The organism is Flavilitoribacter nigricans DSM 23189 = NBRC 102662, from assembly GCF_002646595.1.
Taxonomy (GTDB): Bacteria; Bacteroidota; Bacteroidia; order Chitinophagales; family Saprospiraceae; genus Flavilitoribacter; species Flavilitoribacter nigricans.
Genome location: NZ_PDUD01000012.1, coordinates 62,907 through 79,354 on the forward strand (window position 1 = coordinate 62,907; position 16,448 = coordinate 79,354).

The following is a 16,448-nucleotide window of genomic DNA, read 5'->3' on the forward strand; positions in this document are numbered from 1 at the left end:
CTTTATTTTAGACTTCATCAACATTTTTATTTAATTTGAACAATTGCCCGGAGAATGCCGGATTAATGGCTTTAGAGCAGGTATTTGGCCTTCTGGAGGCGTGTTTGCCGGGCCGTAGACGAGAAAGCATCATTGTAGATCTAATGAAAATAGTACATGACTGATACGTTTAAAATGAACTGGATTGCCGGCACTTTGCTGCTGGCTATAATTGCCATTGGAACTTCCTGCCAGGAATCGAAAGCGGTGGACCAGCAGGATGACCTCTCCGTTACTTCAACTGAAGAGAAAAGCGAACTAGTCCGGCAAATGGAAGGTATATTCTACGCCGAAGGCTTTGCATCAATTCCAGATAAAAGCTTTGATGCCGCCGATTACGGCGCGGTGGGTGATGGGAAAACGCTCAATACCCAGGCCATTCAACAGGCTATCGATGCCGCTGCGGAGGCCGGTGGAGGTAAAGTGATCTTCCCCGCGGGGACCTATGTTTCCGGGGCCTTGTTCCTGAAATCCAATGTCGAACTGCATCTGGCCGAGGATGTCGTGATCCAGGCCATTCAGGATGACGCCCATTTTCCCGACAAGTGGACCCGCGTGGCCGGCATTGAAATGGACTGGCCCGCCGCCCTGGTCAACATTTACGAGCAGGAGAACGTCCGCATTAGCGGCAAGGGGGTCATTGACGGCAACGGCAAATACTGGTGGGATAAATTCTGGGGAGATCCTCCCCGCAGTGGCGGCATGTGGGTCGACTATACCGAAAGGGATATCCGGTGGGCCGTCGACTATGATTGTAAACGGGTACGTCCGGTAGTGGTGTACAAATCGAAGGAAGTAGTGCTGGAAGATTTTACGGTGAAGCGAGCCGGCTTCTGGACCATCAGTCTCACCTTCTCCAATCAGGTTTACGTGAACGGCGTAACGATCCGGAACAATATCGGCGGCTTCGGTCCGAGTTCGGATGGGATCAACACCGATTCCTCAAAAGATATCCTGGTGGAAAATTGCGATATCGACTGTAATGACGATAATCTTTGCATCAAAGCCGGTCGGGATTCCGACGGACTGCGCGTTAATCGCCCAGCCGAAAACATTGTCTACCGGAACTGCATTACCCGCTCCGGGCACGGATTATTCACCATCGGCAGTGAAACCTCCGGCGGCATGCGCAACGTGGAAGTGTACGGGCTGGAAGCACAGGGAACCAATACCGGCATCCGGTTCAAATCCGCGAAAGTGCGGGGTGGACTGATCGAAAATATTTCCTTTCACGATATCAAAATGACCGATGTTGCCCGTCCTTTCCAGTTCGAGCTCAACTGGTATCCGGAATACAGCTATCCTACCATTCCCGACAAGGAGCTTAAAGACGGGATACCGCGCCACTGGAAAGTAATGACCACTCCGGTAGAGCCGCCGGAGAAAGGCATCCCGGAATTTCGGAATATTCAGTTGAAGAACATCACCGTAGAGGGAGCAGAACGCGGTTTCTACGCCAATGCGTTTATCGAAAAACCCATCCACGATCTGCACTGGGAAAACATCACCATCGAAGCCAAGGAAGGCGGCAGCCTGAACGGTGCGGCCAACTGGACGATGGAAAATGTGGTATTGAAAACGAACAACGACGAGTTTATCCAGATGACCAATACCGAGTCGATCGAACTGCCGGAATGGATCCCGGCCTCCGGGAAAAGCGCTGAGGCCAAAGCGCCCGTGGCGGAACAAATTACCCGGCTGACGGCCGCGACGACCTCCACCGTACTGATCCCGGTCAATCCGGCCAGTCAGTCTTTGATCCAGGCGAACGACACCACTACTTTTTCCGAGAACATGGAGGTCTACATTCTAAAAGATGAGGCCCAGCAGATCCAGTATTACGAACCCCTGGGCGATGGCTTTTACTTTTCTCCGGTGACTATTAGTCAGCAGGGGGGCAGCATCAGTGTGAAGGGCGAAAGGAAACACGGGTGGACTTTCCGTATCCGTACGGCCGATCCCCCGAAAACGGTAAATGGTGCGGACGAATGGGCCTACGATGCGCAGGAAAAACTTCTCGTCGTGCAAAAAACGGGTATGCAATTTGAAATCGTGATGAGCGACTAGATCCAATGCGCAGGGGAAGATTTTAATCGCCACCACGGATGCGGGAAATACGCTGGAAATAGTCAGGAACATCGGGGAAAGATCAACCCTGCCACTCCGGGCAATAGTGTTTAACGATTGAACTACCTGCTTATGACTAACATTTTGATCGTTGATGACCACCAAATGTTTGTAGATGGGTTATCCGATATTCTGGCCCAGGAGCAAGAACTTCGGATCGCAGGCATTTGCACAACGGGTAAAACCATTCACCGTCAACTTGCGGAAAAGCAGATAGATCTCGTGCTGCTCGACCTCCAGATCGGATCGGTGAACGGGCTGGATATCTGTACCTTCATCAAGGAAAACCACCCTGACGTCAGCGTCCTGATCTTATCCATGTTCGGCGAGGGCAGTGTGATTACCAAAGCAGCCCAGCGGGGTGTGGACGGCTATATCCTGAAAAATTCCGGGAAGGAAGAATTACTGAGAGCCATTCATATGATCCGAAATGGCCAGGAGTATTTCAGTCGGGAAGTAAGCCGGATCATGCTGACCAGTTTGCGGGGAAATACTTCCGGCAACTCTCCGGGCTCCGGTTTCCAGCCACCCCGGCTGTCCAAGCGCGAAAAACAGGTATTGCACCTCATCGCGAACGAGCACACTACCGCCGAGATCGCCGATCAACTGCACATCAGTGAAAAAACGGTAGAATCCCACCGCAGCAATTTGTTCGTAAAACTGGATGTACGCAATGTCGCCGGACTGGTGCGGAAGGCCATGGAATGGAACCTTCTGAACGGGGAATAATCCGGGTATACCCTGTGGGAATTTCAAAAAAATGTGATGAAATTACGCGTATGGACTGCTTTCACCTATCTCGATTTGCATTGCTTCTGCTATTGATCCGGCCTGCGCTACAACTCCCCGGTCAAGCGATCGACACCCTGGACCTGGGGGTAGCCGAGAATTATTCGCTGGCAGAGGTTCAGGCCTATTACGAAAAATCGAGACTGGAGCGGGACACCTTCAGTATGGCTCAATCCGAACAATGGTTCTACTGGTTCCATACCTATCAGGAAGAAGGCACAGGACCGGGGGTAGCCTACGAACACCTCCGGAATGCCCATGATCTCTACGCTGCAATTGGCAATAAAGTCAACCTGCGCTACATTCTGGTAATATTGGCCGATTTTCAGTTGAAACGGGGTTTTCACCACGAAGCGATGCAGTTGTTCCACCGGGCCATCGACCTAAACCGGGAGCTGGGAGATATGCGAAGTTTGTCGCACTGCTACTCTGAGCTCAGCCGCACCTACCTGCTGATGGTCGACACGGCCAATTACCTGTTCTATCTCGATCTGGCTACCGACCTGGCCCTGACGGAAAAGGACTCCTTCCTACTCGGCATCCTGTACACCGAACGGGGCACTTTCGATATGGACGAGGGAGATTTCGGGTCGGCTATCGACTACTCCCGCAAGGCAGTAGCTATCGGAAAAGACGTTTTCATTCCCTGCATAGGTTGGAGTATTGCGCTGGAAGGGGTTGCCCGCCAGTACCGGGGAGAATACGCAGCCGCCATTCCCATTCTCAAATCCGCCATCCCCTATCATCGGAAACTCCGGGAAATGGAAGCCGTCCAAAAATACTACGGCAACATCAGTGAATGCTTCCGGAATCTCCACCAAATGGATAGCGCTTACCATTACCTGATGGAAAGTAAGCTGCTGGGAGATAGTCTGGCACTGGCCAATGTTGAAAGTCGCATGAACGAACTGCTGGTAGAATACAACACCCGGGAGAAAGAAGCGGAGATCAGTCGCCAGCAGGCTGAGCTGGACGCCCGGGAAGCCCGGGCCAGACAGCAGAAACAGGCGATCACCGTATTGATCGGCGGCATCATCATCGCGATATTTGTACTGCTTGGCGTGTACAAATACTTCATCGAGCGGGTCCGGGCCCAAAAGCAACTGGCAGCCCAGGAGCGCCTGATCAATCAGCAGGAAAAAACCCGCCTGGCCCAGGAAAATGAGTTGGAGACCGTAAAATCCCTCGTAGAAGGTCAGGAGATCGAACGGCAGCGATTTGCCCGGGAGTTACACGACGGCCTGGGCGGTATGCTTTCCGCGCTGCGTCTGCAACTGGACCAGTTGAATCCATACCTTCCACCCAACCAGGAGCAGCTCAATCAAAAAGCACTCCACATTCTCAAACATTCCGTTGAGGAAGTCCGGGCGATCTCCCGCAATTCTCTGCCCAAGGCACTTGAACGCTCCGGCCTCATCACTGCCCTGCAGGATTACAGCAGCTCCCTAACGGCCGAAAGAGGCCCCCTGATCGACGTACAGCAGTACGGCCGGATCGCCCTGAGCGCCGATGAAGAACTTTCGGTCTACCGGATTATCCAGGAGTTGATCAACAATGCCGTCAAACACGCTGCCTGCCGGGAGATCATGGTGTTGATCGTTCAGGCCGGACAGGATGTGAGCATCAGTGTGGAAGATGACGGGCGGGGATTTGATCATTTATCCGCAAAAACGGGCAGCGGTTTATACCTGCTTCGCCAGCGCGTGAATGTACTTAAGGGCGAATTGATCATTGATTCTTCTCCTCTGGCGGGCAGTTCCTTTATGGTGAATTTTCGGTGTAAGTAGGTGAGGTGTTGGGGTGTTGGGTAAATTAGAATTCAAATGCCATTTCTGGGGGAAAACCCCCATTTTTTCATTTCAGGGTTTACCCGGTTTATTACCGGTATCGGAAAGCTGAACTTTGTTCTATGGAGTTTAAATACTCTTTTTCTGATAAGAGCATTAACCAAACCTAAATCCTGGACCATGAAAAATCTACTGCCCCCAAGGGATGCGCAGCGAGCTGCTTCGATCTCAGTGAAAATCTTATTTTCCGGCTTTCTTTTCCTGCTTTGTCTTTATGTCCCAACAGAGCTTAAAGCTCAGGCCTGTTTCCCGGGCACTACCGTAAAAGGCGCCATTCTCCAAAAATACAATCAACTGGGTGCCTGTAAAGGTTTCCTCGGTCGCCCCAATACCGCGGAAATGACCACCCCCGACCGAAAGGGGCGTTACAATCATTTCCAGGGCGGCTCCATTTACTGGACACCCCAGACCGGCGCCCACGAAGTACACGGGGCGATCCGGGATAAATGGTCCGCCATGGGTTGGGAAAGATCTTTCCTCGGTTATCCGACCAGTGATGAATTGAAAGGTGCCAACGGGCTGCGGTACAGCGAATTTCAAGGAGGTCGGATCTGCTGGACAGCCCAGCGGGGTGCCTGGGTGGAAAAAAGCGGACAAACTTCCAGTGCGCCGAACCTCAACACCTCCTACAATGATCTGATCGTCTATTTCAACGGATATACCGCCGACGGTATCCTTTACGTCAAACATCCCAGTAGCGGCCGTATTCAGAAGCGCGCTCCGATTACGCTCAACGGGCGGCGGGCGTATCATTTCAAGCTTTCGCCCGACGGAGGGTCTTACCTGCTGATGACCGACAGTTGCCCGCCTAAGGCCGATTGCCCCGGACCAACGCTTTCCAAACTACATTACTTCAATCTGAAAAAGAACCAGGATCGCACGATCAACCTCTAAGTAGGAGGTGTGCGGGCCGCTGAAGTTCGACGGGCTGAGGTACCATTTATACTGGCCTCATATCAGTTTGGATTTGCCAAATTAATCTGATTACAGCATGTAAAGCCCTAAACGGTTTGGGTTCTGACGTGGGAAACACACGAAACCCTTAGCATCGAGTATACCTGGACACAAAGTCATTCACTCCTGATCAGATAAAATCTATCAATTATATCCTTTAAACCCCATTAAATCAGGACCGTTCCAGTATCACTTTTTCGCCGGAACGGTCCACTCCCCTAAAACCTAGACCATGAGAAAGCTATGCATCCCCGGATTGTTCTTCACATTTTTATGGAGCAGTTTGTGTCTGGCTCAGCCCACACTTAACAGTGGTAGTTTTGCGGATCCCAATTCAGCCGGCCTTAAATCCTTTTACGCCGGTAATGACGGTGGGCTGTATTATTTCGTTCGAAACGGATCGGATATCTACTGGGCCATGGAGCATCCCGGCCGCGACTATGGGCACGTTTTCCAGGGTCGCCTGGAGGGATCCACCATCAGCGGAAGCTGGTGGGACATTCCCAAATACGGTCGTTCCCGCAGCGGGGAGGTCACCCTGGCGGTAAATCAGAACGGGGATCGCCTGTCGGTAACGTCTTCGAGCGGCGGATTTCCTTCCAACCGGTTGCAGACCGTTTCCTTAAAGCAGGTCATCAACCAATTACCCCGTCAACGCAATCCCGGCTTCACGACCAATACCATCAGCAACCTCAACGGAGCCTGGCGCAGTGAAAAGCGCACGGTGATGTATATCCGACAGTTTGGCCTTCGCGTGATCGCATTTGGAGAAACGCCTTTCAGCAACGATCAGCAGCCGGCTACCGCTTTCCTGATGGTCGGCTTCCGGAACGGGAATGACCTCAATGTGCAGATCGTACACCTGCCCAAAGGCCGTACCAGAGACCAGGGTCGCGGACGGTTCCGGGTAACGGGGGTAAACTCCATCCAGAAGCTCAGTGGCACCAACACCGAGGGGGTCAACTGGAGCCGCTACTTCCCGAATATATCCATCCCGCTGACTACTGTCCTCAATCTGATGGAAGGCCCCTTCTTCAACCGCCTGGATATTGTCCTGGATAACCTAAATGACGACAACCGCAATCCGCAGCAGAACAGTAGTGTCAACCTGAGGAATATAATGCGCGATCCCTACCGTTTTGATCTTCCCTACGTGCAGGGCGCATTTACGCGCTACCATCTGAGTAATCTGACCAGTATCGGAAGTACGGACCTACGCATTGATCCGAACAATCCCCGCCGGATCACCTTATCCGCGGAATTTGAAGAGGATGGCCGGGAACTGGCCGGAGTGGTCCGGCGGACCAACGAGATCGCAGCCGCCCGCAGCGGGCATATTTTTCATCCCCAGGTAGATATTCGCCTGCGACTGATCAATCAAAATGGAGCGATCTCCTACGAAGTGGAAAGTGTCCGCTTTACCGGAGATTTTGACCCCAACTTCACTCCATTTGACGTCATGGACCAGACGGTCAACCACTACCTGCGGCCGGCTCTGCAGGAAGCCCTCCGGGAAATGTTCAATGCAGCTCCGGTTAAGAACGCCTTTTCCAACGCGTTGCGGACGATGGTCACCTCCGCAAACACCAATATCAACAATCAGCTCAATGCGGCGGGACTGGGAAATGTGGAGATCACCGGGCTGGTCCTGCAGGGCAATAACATTGTATTGCAGTTTGATTAACGAAGAGAAAAGGCCCGGTGCACCAATTTCCCGGAGTTCATGAACACTACGGGATATAACCGATTCCTTACTTCTTAATTTAAAAATTGAGCCTTATGAAATATGCAGCATTATTGATCCTTTTGGCAAACCTCGCCCTGGGGCCTACCTCACTAAGCGGTCAGATCAACATGAAATCCAATTCGGTTGGTTTTTTCACCGACGCTCCAGAATATGATGTTGATATCCGGGGGCATTTCTTTATTCGCTCTAATTCAGGCAACTTTCATATCGGCATCCCCAACAATGGCAACCAATGGAAACTAACGACTTCCGGTGTGGGAAAAGTTCTCCAGTTCCGCTTCAAACCGGAAGGCACCAACCTGAACGATATCAAAATGTCAATGTCCGGTGAAGGGGATGTAAGTATCGGCGGCTTACATGCACAGGCCAGTGCCCGCCTGAAGCTTTTTTTGAATTCGAGTATCGGTTATCCGCATTTGTTACTGACCGAAGACGATGGGGATTATTCGCGGCTTTCTTTTGAAAACACCTCTTTCCCCGACAGTCGGTGGACGATCGCCGCTTATCCGACGGGCAGTGCAACTACCAGCCGGGTTAATTTCTGGTTCCAGGATACCGACGGCGGCCAGGACGTCATGACGGTCCGGGGCAACGGCAATGTCGGGATCATGGGTATCAGTCCTACTGCCAGACTACATCTGCACCAGCAAGGTCAGGTGGTAGGTCAGGGGCTCCGGTTTGATGACGGCATCAATCAGGATTGGGATATCACCCACGGCTATGCCTTGCGACTGCATTACGGGGGCAATCTACGCGGCACCTTCCTGGCCACCACCGGTGAATACGTACAGGCTTCCGACGGACGGCTAAAGAAAAATGTTAAAGCGATGCCGGATGCCCTCTCCAGGGTAATGGAATTAAAACCGTCGACCTACCAGTTCCAGGAGACTAAGGCGAAGAAAAAAACACTGGGCTTTATTGCACAGGAAGCCGCCCCCCTCTTCCCGGAACTTGTCCACTACATTGAGGCCGATGCACTCTACGGCGTGAACTACGCAGGTTTCAGTGTAGTAGCCATTAAAGCCATTCAGGAGCTAAAACTGGAAATGGATGCCAAAGATGAAATCATTACCGAACTGAAGGAGAAAATGGCCCGGCTGGAAAAACTACTGACCGAAGGAAATACCGCTCAGAATTACCTGCGGCTGAACGGAAAGGCCGTACCTGCCGAAAAAGCGACGCTGGATCAAAATGTCCCGAATCCTTTCGCGCTCATCACCACGATCTCCTACCACATCCCGGAAGACGCACAACGGGCCGTTTTACAGATCTCGAATGAAAACGGACAGGTATTGCAACAGCTTACGATCAATCAGCGGGGACCGGTCCGGACAACGGTCGATGCGGCCGAGCTTCCGGCCGGCACCTACATCTATTCCCTTTGGGTGGACGGACAGGTGGTGGGGACGAAGAAGATGCTGTTGCAAAAATAATGGTCACGGAGCAGCGGGAAGTTTGGAAGTTCGTTAGAAACTAGAATTTGCGCGGTATAAATTTTATTTTAGCTCGACTTTAGCATTTTCTGTTGTATCCAGAAAACGGACATTCTAGATCAATACATGGCCAGGGCTACGCCCTTCAATGTAAAACCCGTTACTGATCTACCAATATTTTCGCAGCTACGCCGCTTATATGGGTAAGGGCATAGCTCTATGATTTTGTAGCCGCATAATGGAGATCAGATTGGGGAAGGGCAGAGCCCTGGAGATAAAATGGGACGCCTCCATCAAGTGAGACGGCGAATTCAAAGTGCGATTTTAAGACATCCGGTTTACGATAGGACGTCTTAAATTAGATTACAGCTTCGCGAGGGCGCTGAATCCTATCATTGAAAATACTAAAGTCTAGCTTAGAGTCTACTCAAATTCAACGCGCTGTATTATAATTTCTACAAATCGCTCATAATCTTTCTGATGAAATTCCTACTGCTCCTGGTCCTGTCGGTACTGTTACCGTATCGTTTAATTGCTCAATTTGAAAAAGGGACCATCACGCTGCCCACCGGCGAAGAGGTCAACGGGTATCTTCGTCAGGACGGGGATATTGAACTCCTGGAAAAACTCTACTTTAAAACTGCACCGGACCAAGCCGATGCCCGGATCTACGAACCGAACGAACTCAAAGCCTTTCGCTTTGAAGAGGGCGCCGAGTTCCAACAGATCCCGGTAAGTTTTGTCGAGCAGGGGTTGTTGATGAGTAAAAAACAATTTGCTAAGGTCATGGCACAGGGTACGATCGACCTGTATCTCAGCTACGGCAGTCTGCAAAAGGGTACTTTCGTTTTCTACGCCCGCAAAGACGGCACCTTACACAAGCTGAGTGAGAAACCACTGCTACTGGCTTCCGGAAATTATACCCAACCCAATTCCTATCGGGGCGTACTTAAAGCGCTGACTTTTGATTGCGGGGAACTCAGCGAACCGGATCAGGTTGCCTTTCGGATCAGAGCGATCACCGAGTTCATCAATACTTACAACGGTTGCCGGGATGCCGGTTATCAGGCCATGGTAACCGATTTTAAAACCAGGTTGGAGAAACAGTACTTTGGGGAGGCTATGGTCGGGATCAATTTTAGTCATTTTTTCGTCACTCCATCCACCACCGGTCCCGACCGGCTTGAACGAGTCATCTTCGGCCAGGCAGGTATCGCTCTACAAATGGAAACTGTTAATCCCTCTTTCTCCCGCAAGTTGGTCACCCACTACAGTATCGGGCTTTACAAATGGGCCGGATTAGCAAGAATTGGGGGTATCCTGGATGAGACCCCTCCTACCGCCACGCTGACGGCTACCGTTGCGGCTCACTTTATTTTTAATCCTCTTGCCCGATTAAAATGGTATACCAGACTGGGGGCCGCAGCCAACTACGATTTCGGAGCCCAGGCAGCTTTACGACCGGGCTATTCTTTCGGTTTCGGCGCCTATCTTCCTTCGGGAGTCCGATTGGGAGTGCAATTAATCAGCTGGCAGTTTCGGGTGGCGGTGCCTTTTGGGGGGTGAAACGTTTCAACGTGGAAATGTTTGAACGTGGGAATGTTTGGAGGGGTTTAGTTGGATTTGATCAGTTTGATCTTTTGTGACCGGTTCAGTGCTTTGATCTCAATTTCTCGCCGGGACGCCTGGCTGCGGTCGGTACAGGTTTCACGGTATACCAGCGTCAAGGGGCCTCGTCCGCGGGTGTATTTGGCTCCTTTCCCGGCATTGTGCTGCGCCAGTCGGCGCGACAGATCATTGGTGATCCCCGTGTATAGGGTCCGGTCGGCACACTCGAGGATATAGACTATCCACTCCATTTTCAGGCTTTTACGCGTTAATATCGGGAAAAGAGGTTAATTGGTTGCTTGTCGGGTGGTTTTTTGGTTGATGGTTGACGGTCGACGGTCGATGGTTGACGGCTGATGGTCGATGGTTGACGGTGGATGGTTGACGGTGTATCGCGGGTCTTTCGGATTGGGCAAGTGGTGATTGGATGAAGTGGGAATATTTTTTAGAAGCATTGGAGGGCCCGAAAGAATTCAGGGATATCCGAAAGGCGGTGTCCTGGCAGGATGCATGGAGTAGCGATTTGATCTTATAGGACGTGAATAGTCGAAACCGCACGGGAGCTTTGACACTTCCGGAAAATAGTAGTGTTCCTGAAATCTCCAGGAACACTACGTTAAAAACAACCTCTGCCAAGGTAGTTTACATTAGTATCCGTTTTTAGCCTCGATGCCGGGCGGCAGGTCTTTTTGCCCAGTAACTGGCGCAGATCAATTTTTATGGTTTTGCAAAGGGAAGGCATGGGGATGTCGTTGGCCATTCCCTGGAAAGGATTTTCGTAATAATCGCAGATGATCTTTTTGGTCACCTACAACCATCCGACCGGCGCAGTAGTCGGATTGGCCTATTGATGTTGGCAGGAAACTTCTTCATGCATTCGTTCCCCCTTAGGCTATAAACTCCAGGTCCATATGCCGGAGCGATCCCAGCAAAAAGACATTGGGCCGACCGCCGAGAATGAACCAGGAACCAAAAGTTATAAGTGTTGTTGTATCGGCGGAATCAGTTCCAATCGGGAACTGATCTGCAGAAAGATAGTGTCGTTCTAAATTTCCAGTTCAATTTTCGACGGCCCTTTGGCCCAATGTTTTGTTTAGTTCAGCGAGGCGACCGATTAAAGGAGCGCCCCGCAAAAAGAAAACTAATTACTATCCAGTTGTGTGTTTGTTGTCAATTTTCGGCAGAGGCAAGTTTTCACCTCATCCATAGCTATCCTGTCCCTTCTTGATCTCAATCCTGTTCTTTTGCCATAAAAACCAGCGACCCATCCGGACCGGAGCCCCTATCGCCGGTTCACTCAACAATTGTAATACTAAGACAATGTGGTTTAGATCTGTGGTACCAACCCCTAAGTGCTTCGACCTGCAGCTGCCCGTCCAAAAAATTGGATCTCGATAATGTCTTGCTTCGTTTAACTCCTGGAAAACCGGATGAGTGCAAGTCCCATTTGCACAGGAGCAGAGTTAAACACCGATAGACAGCATTATAAGGTCGATTTCCTTAAGGTATACCTCTCAAATGTCTAAAGATCAGCCTATCCACCGGCAAGTTAAGGTCATACGGCAGCTTTCTATTAAGTGCCCGGGATGAACGCCCTCATTTGGCGTTTAACCCGCCTTTTGGGCCATATGAACAAAAAATGGATATTTATTCGGGTGGGATTTCCCTCATTACAGTAAGGGAGCAAAAAGCCGGATAAGCTTTTCGATAAACTGGATGACAAAAGAGCGCTCCTGCCAATTTTCCAGGGTGATCCGCCGGGAAACTGCCAGGTCCTCCATAAAGGCATTTTTCAGAGCCGCAGTGATCTGCTCATCAAATACCATGGCGTTTACTTCGAAATTAAGATCGAAGCTCCGGTGATCCAGGTTGGCGGTGCCAACCACCGAAAGTTGATCATCACATACCAGGGTTTTGGCGTGCACGAAGCCCTTTTCGTAGAGATAGATCTCCACCCCTACGGCCAGCAGGTCCTCGTAATGCGACTTGGAGGCCGCATTGACGAATTGGGAATCCGCAACCCCGGGCACCAGTAGCTGTACTTTCACACCGCGCAGGGCGGCCATTTTCAGGGCACTCAGGAATTCCTGACCGGGAATAAAATAGGGCGTGGTGATCATCAATTCCTTCCGGGCCAGGTGAATGGCCTGCAGATAGCTGTATAGGATAGAGGGATGGGGCGAATCGGGACCGCTGGCGATGATCTGGGTCCATGTCTTTTCCGGATAGTCATCAGCGGTAAAGCGGGGAAAGAAACGCAGAAAGAAACGGGTGTTCAATTCCAGCTTTTGCCCGGAGCAAAAATTCCAATCGGCAATAAAGATGTGCTGCAGGGTCCAGACTGCCTCTCCGGTAATTTTGAGATGGGTGTCCCGCCAGAAAAGTTCATTCCCAACATCATTGCGGTACTTATCGCAAATATTGATACCGCCGACAAAAGCCGTAGTGCCGTCAATGACCACGATCTTCCGGTGGTTCCGGTAATTCAGGCGGTTGGCCAGTTTGACGAAGCGAACTTCGTAGAAGGGATGTACTTCCACTCCACTCTCCCGGAGTTTTAGCACCAGGTTGTTGCGAATTCCACTGCTGCCGAAATCATCGTAAATAAACCGCACCTGCACCCCTTCGGCCGCTTTTCGCATGAGCAATTCGGCGACCTGATTACCGATGCGGTCATTCTCGTAAATGTAGTAGGCGATATGGATGTGATGGGTAGCCTGTTCGAGGCTTTCCAGCAGCGAAGGGAATTTTTTTTCACCATTGATCAGTACTTCCACCCGATTGTGCCGGGTCAGGAGGCTGAGGTTGTCCGAGAACACCATTTCGGCGATGCCACTGTAGGCCTCGAATTGTTGGGCAAACAGGTCCGCATTCTCTTCCTTTAATTTGTGGATCGCTTCCAGCAGATTTTTGGCCTGCTCGCGGTCGGTCATTAATTTTTTGGAATAGATCTTATACTTGCGGTAATTCAATCCGACCGAGAGGTAGATGATGATCCCGATAAGCGGCAACAAAACGATCAATAACAGGTACGCAGATGCCTTTACCGACGAACGGGTATCGAATAGTACCCGCATTCCCACGCCAATGAGCAGCAAGGCATATACGATCTCCGAAATGATCACCCAATCCATATTGTTTTTAATTGAAATACATCCGGTGCTGACCGGAAACGCTCCATTAGGGCTATAAATGGCTCTAAAATAAAAAAAGCCGAGATAGCACCTACCCCGGCCTTACACATGAAACAAATTTACAAGTTTTTAAAAAGAGCCGTATGGATAATTGGTGCCTCCCTGCCAACACCGGCAGGGACATTTTTGCAGTTGTAATTGAATCCGGAAAAGCACTGAAAGCTACAATTTTGGAAGTAGCGACAATGCGTTCGATCGCCTCATGTGTTTCAACTCGTTCATTCTTTTTTATATTCATAAAATCTGGGGTTTTGGTAATCGGCCGGTCGGCTAACGGATCGGTCCAATTCATCACATTCAATACTTTATAAAGACTATAAGCGGTGCTACGGTCACATTTCTCTCTTTATTTCGCCGCCGAAAAACTGGTTGCCCAAATCACAGGCCGGAAGGGATTTCCGGACGCCGGAAAATTTGACTTTTCAGACTGCACCTATATCCTTTGCTCAATCGCTAAAATGACAACATATATTAGGGCTCTTTTAGCGTTCCGGTTTCCAGGCCGAAAACCTGTTCCCAAATCCTGATACTTCCGGCCGGAAGTCCAGGATTGGGAAAGGCGCATTATCAATCAGTCCATAATTTACGCTGTGATTCTTCTTTCTGTTTTTTGAGCCTGAATGTCCTTTTGGTTTCCTCCCGGCGTCGGTCATCCTCTGTAAAAAAGAACAGTGCCTCCATTTTTTCCGGCAGGAGGACGATGTTCTCATTTCTGGTGCTCGTGATGATCAGTTTATGCAGGCTATCCTGAAGCTGCAGGAACTGGAACAGATCAGCGGTGAGCATTTGCTCTTCCACAATCAAAAAGGTTGTCGGCAACCAGGTAAACTTCCTTTTAAATTCTGTTACTGTTGATGAACAAATAAACACTACCGATGAAGCCTGCCTGGATATATTCATTTTTAATATCCGATGTTGCTCGGGGGAAGGCGCCAGCAATCCTACCGATATGTCATTGTTGATCATGGCTTATCGTTTAGGAGTTATCTAAATTGGATCCAAAAGGTTTTCGCTCCAGCCGTTTACTAAAGCCCGTAAGCATATCCGGGTGGCCAAGCACCGGTAATTGGAGGCTGCGCTTGCAGCGTTTCACACTTACTAATAGCTCCTGATGCATAGTGGTCATTTTGTACGGGAATATCACGGGTCTTTATGATCTAACCCGATGGATCCCCTGATTATGAAAAGATAGAAAGTTTCCAACCTTATCGACCAATTCGGTTTCCAGAGGTCACCCACGCACGATAAGCCTTCCCGAATGCCGGCATGCAGTTTCATCAAAATGAAATTCCGATGCGGACGGATAGCGTTTCGGTACGGGCCTTGGTCACCGGCAAAAGCGATGGTCGGTTGGCCCGACAGACAGCTTGTCTACCGGATGACTGCATCCCTCCGGGCTAACGAATGGCCCTGCCAAAAGTCAAATTGGCCGAATCCAAAATCTTGTACAAAAGTGTAATGCGGAATTGATCAATGAAGTGATGGGCGAACAGTAAAAAGAATGCTCACTTCACACCTGGTTGTTTAGGAAAGGAGGATTAGCGGAGATTTCCTCATTCCTCCATTGCGGATAGTACTGTAGTTTGCGGATAAGTTAAAGGATAACAAGCGAAGGTTCAATAAGTTGCTGCTAAGCTAGAATAAAATTTTTCAAAAACGAAAATTCAAAGGAGTAAATGAAACTAAAAAATTGCCGGAAAATCCGGTAGTAATAAACAGCTGACAACCGGGACCGATCTACCCCAGGGTGTGCTCCAGATGCCGGTGCAGACTTCGCAATTTCCCGGCCAGGTAAATATTAAACCCACCGGTTATGATCAGGGCCATTGCCGTCCAGAATACGATGGTCATTCCGGCAAATAATGGATTCCAGAGCAGAATAAACGAAAACAGCGCCCCCAGGGTACCGATGATCATGAGATTACCCCAGTCCAGGACGCCGTAATTCTTTAATTCCAGAGCCCAGCCGATAGCCATGATGGACCGGAAAAGCACCCCAAACCCGACATACAGCGGCAGCGTGATCATGCTCAGTTCGGGACGGGTTAGCAAGACAAAACCGATGATCGCAGTAAATATTCCCAATACCAGAGACCAGCCCCAGTTATCCAGTTCATGCCGATGGGAAATAGCGAAATACACATCCATCAAGCCGGAAACCAGAAAGGAAATACTAAACAGCAGCGATAAAGCCAGAAAGGACTCTTCAAAAGAGAACAGGGTCCAGATCCCAGTCACCAACAGCAGCAGGCCAACGATCAAAGGTACATACCAGTATTTGATCGCCCGGTCTATTGTTTTAAATATTCTTTTGGTCATGATCTTAAAGATTTAGAAAAAGTGATTCAATTTGATTCAAAACTTATTTACGGTTCAGTATTATAAAGACTGTCAATTGGGTAATGGTCATCCGACGCCAGCTAATTAAATACCGCAGCAGTTCGAAAAACTTAGGACCGCTATCTGCCCATCCTTCCTGCCTTGCCACAAAGTTATGGTGGTGTTTCCTCCAGGTCATACCCCAAAAGGTTTATGGGGTACTCCTGGACGGTCGATGATTGACGGTCGACGGTTGACGGTTGATGGTCGAGGGTCGACGGTTGACGGTTCATTTTTTCCAGGTATTATAAAAGATGATGAGGGAGCGCGCTTTTCACTTTTGACCGTAGTGACCAGTGATCCCCAAAAAGTTGTTAGTGTGCTAATAATG

11 protein-coding genes are annotated in these 16,448 nt (G+C 50.0%); 7 read left to right on the forward strand and 4 right to left on the reverse strand.

Annotated features, from left to right (window positions below; genetic code table 11):
* Positions 1-156 precede the first annotated feature (156 nt).
* The 7 genes from CRP01_RS08655 (at position 157) to CRP01_RS08685 (ending at position 10,502) form a co-directional block, all read left to right on the forward strand.
* Positions 157-2,106, forward strand: a complete 1,950-nt coding sequence (locus CRP01_RS08655) for a glycoside hydrolase family 28 protein (RefSeq protein ID WP_222845678.1) — start codon at positions 157-159, stop codon at positions 2,104-2,106.
* 132 nt (positions 2,107-2,238) lie between these two features.
* Positions 2,239-2,895 carry a response regulator gene (locus tag CRP01_RS08660; protein WP_099149634.1) on the forward strand — a complete coding sequence of 219 codons (657 nt, stop codon included), beginning with the start codon at positions 2,239-2,241 and terminating at the stop codon, positions 2,893-2,895.
* Between the two features lie 50 nt (positions 2,896-2,945).
* Entirely contained in the window at positions 2,946-4,742 is a 1,797-nt protein-coding gene (locus CRP01_RS08665) for a sensor histidine kinase (RefSeq protein ID WP_170110286.1), read from the forward strand.
* Between the two features lie 180 nt (positions 4,743-4,922).
* Positions 4,923-5,696: an LGFP repeat-containing protein gene (locus CRP01_RS08670; RefSeq protein ID WP_099149653.1), complete on the forward strand. Its 774-nt coding sequence runs from the start codon at positions 4,923-4,925 to the stop codon at positions 5,694-5,696.
* A gap of 292 nt (positions 5,697-5,988) precedes the next feature.
* The gene (locus CRP01_RS08675) at positions 5,989-7,440 is read left to right on the forward strand and encodes a hypothetical protein (RefSeq protein ID WP_143473321.1); all 1,452 of its coding nucleotides are present in this window, start codon (positions 5,989-5,991) and stop codon (positions 7,438-7,440) included.
* A gap of 95 nt (positions 7,441-7,535) precedes the next feature.
* Positions 7,536-8,936, forward strand: coding sequence for a tail fiber domain-containing protein (locus tag CRP01_RS08680; RefSeq protein ID WP_099149637.1), 1,401 nt, complete (start codon positions 7,536-7,538; stop codon positions 8,934-8,936).
* Positions 8,937-9,416: 480 nt separating this feature from the next.
* Positions 9,417-10,502, forward strand: a complete 1,086-nt coding sequence (locus tag CRP01_RS08685; RefSeq protein ID WP_099149638.1) for a hypothetical protein — start codon at positions 9,417-9,419, stop codon at positions 10,500-10,502.
* Positions 10,503-10,549: 47 nt separating this feature from the next.
* Here the strand turns inward: CRP01_RS08685 and CRP01_RS08690 are convergent, their stop codons facing one another.
* The 4 genes from CRP01_RS08690 to CRP01_RS08710 all read right to left on the reverse strand — a co-directional run bounded on the left by CRP01_RS08690 (position 10,550) and on the right by CRP01_RS08710 (position 16,057).
* Positions 10,550-10,795, reverse strand: a complete 246-nt coding sequence (locus CRP01_RS08690; RefSeq protein WP_099149639.1) for a GIY-YIG nuclease family protein — start codon at positions 10,793-10,795, stop codon at positions 10,550-10,552.
* Between the two features lie 1,419 nt (positions 10,796-12,214).
* Complete coding sequence (gene cls, locus CRP01_RS08700; protein WP_099149641.1) at positions 12,215-13,678, reverse strand: cardiolipin synthase; 1,464 nt, start codon at positions 13,676-13,678, stop codon at positions 12,215-12,217.
* A gap of 627 nt (positions 13,679-14,305) precedes the next feature.
* Positions 14,306-14,704 carry a hypothetical protein gene (locus CRP01_RS08705; protein WP_099149642.1) on the reverse strand — a complete coding sequence of 133 codons (399 nt, stop codon included), beginning with the start codon at positions 14,702-14,704 and terminating at the stop codon, positions 14,306-14,308.
* 771 nt (positions 14,705-15,475) lie between these two features.
* Complete coding sequence (locus tag CRP01_RS08710; RefSeq protein WP_099149643.1) at positions 15,476-16,057, reverse strand: HdeD family acid-resistance protein; 582 nt, start codon at positions 16,055-16,057, stop codon at positions 15,476-15,478.
* Positions 16,058-16,448 lie beyond the last annotated feature (391 nt).

Coding starts and splice junctions, on each gene's coding strand:
- CRP01_RS08655 (WP_222845678.1), top strand. CDS start 157: ATGACTGATACGTTTAAAATGAACTGGATTGCCGGCACTTTGCTGCTG.
- CRP01_RS08660 (WP_099149634.1), top strand. CDS start 2,239: ATGACTAACATTTTGATCGTTGATGACCACCAAATGTTTGTAGATGGG.
- CRP01_RS08665 (WP_170110286.1), top strand. CDS start 2,946: ATGGACTGCTTTCACCTATCTCGATTTGCATTGCTTCTGCTATTGATC.
- CRP01_RS08670 (WP_099149653.1), top strand. CDS start 4,923: ATGAAAAATCTACTGCCCCCAAGGGATGCGCAGCGAGCTGCTTCGATC.
- CRP01_RS08675 (WP_143473321.1), top strand. CDS start 5,989: ATGAGAAAGCTATGCATCCCCGGATTGTTCTTCACATTTTTATGGAGC.
- CRP01_RS08680 (WP_099149637.1), top strand. CDS start 7,536: ATGAAATATGCAGCATTATTGATCCTTTTGGCAAACCTCGCCCTGGGG.
- CRP01_RS08685 (WP_099149638.1), top strand. CDS start 9,417: ATGAAATTCCTACTGCTCCTGGTCCTGTCGGTACTGTTACCGTATCGT.
- CRP01_RS08690 (WP_099149639.1), bottom strand. CDS start 10,795: ATGGAGTGGATAGTCTATATCCTCGAGTGTGCCGACCGGACCCTATAC.
- cls (WP_099149641.1), bottom strand. CDS start 13,678: ATGGATTGGGTGATCATTTCGGAGATCGTATATGCCTTGCTGCTCATT.
- CRP01_RS08705 (WP_099149642.1), bottom strand. CDS start 14,704: ATGATCAACAATGACATATCGGTAGGATTGCTGGCGCCTTCCCCCGAG.
- CRP01_RS08710 (WP_099149643.1), bottom strand. CDS start 16,057: ATGACCAAAAGAATATTTAAAACAATAGACCGGGCGATCAAATACTGG.